Raw genomic sequence first — 864 nt, forward strand, 5'->3', positions numbered from 1 at the left:
AGCTGCCGCCGGCCGGCCGGAGCCGGTTCCCGTTTATGCCGAGATGTCCAGCGTTAATCCGGTCTTTATCCTGCCGCAGGCATTGGCCGCAAAAGGCACGAAGCTGGGTGAGGCCTTCATCGCCTCCGTGAACACCGGTGTGGGGCAGCTGTGCACGAGCCCGGGTCTGGTCTTCGCGCTTGAGAGCGAGGGCCTGGACGCCTTCATGGCCGGCGCGGCAGAGGCGGTCCGACAGTCGGTGGCGTCGCCCATGCTCAACGCCGGCATCCGTTCCGGCTATGACGAAGCCGTCGAACGTATTCGAACCGCGGACGGGGTGAGCAGCGTAGCGGCCGGCGCGGTGGATGAGCAGATTGCCGCGTGCGGGCGAACGCACCTGTTCCAGACCGACGGGGACACCTTTTTGGCCAATCCCGAGCTCAGCCAGGAGGCCTTCGGCTCCGCCTCGCTTGTGGTCCGGGTGTGTGGTCTTGATCAGATGCTGGAGATCGCCAGGCAGCTCGAGGGCCAACTCACCGCCACCGTGCACGCCGCGCCGCAGGATTACGACGACGCCGCAGCGTTGCTTCCGGCGCTGGAGCTCCTGGCCGGACGCGTGCTCTTCAACGGCTGGCCGACTGGTGTCGAGGTGGGCCACGCCGTGATCCACGGTGGCCCATTTCCCGCAACCTCGGCCCCGGCGACAACCTCGGTGGGCAGCGCTGCGATCGAACGCTTCCTGCGCCCGGTCAGCTATCAGAATGTGCCTGCCGAACTGCTGCCGCAGGAACTGCGCGATGACAATGCGCTCGGACTATGGCGGCGTATCGATGGCGAACTGGGCGTGCACTAACACGCCTCGGGCGGCACTAGTGCGCCGGCGCG

General features: G+C 67.1%; 1 protein-coding gene. It reads left to right on the forward strand.

From position 1 onward, the window contains the following. Nucleotides 1-832, forward strand: an 832-nt coding sequence (locus Y707_RS25150) for a 2,5-dioxovalerate dehydrogenase (RefSeq protein ID WP_035781281.1), incomplete at its 5' end; no start/stop codon positions are given. Nucleotides 833-864 lie beyond the last annotated feature (32 nt).

Origin of the sequence: Arthrobacter sp. H14, from assembly GCF_000520495.1 — a bacterium.
Lineage (GTDB): Bacteria > Actinomycetota > Actinomycetes > Actinomycetales > Micrococcaceae > Arthrobacter_C.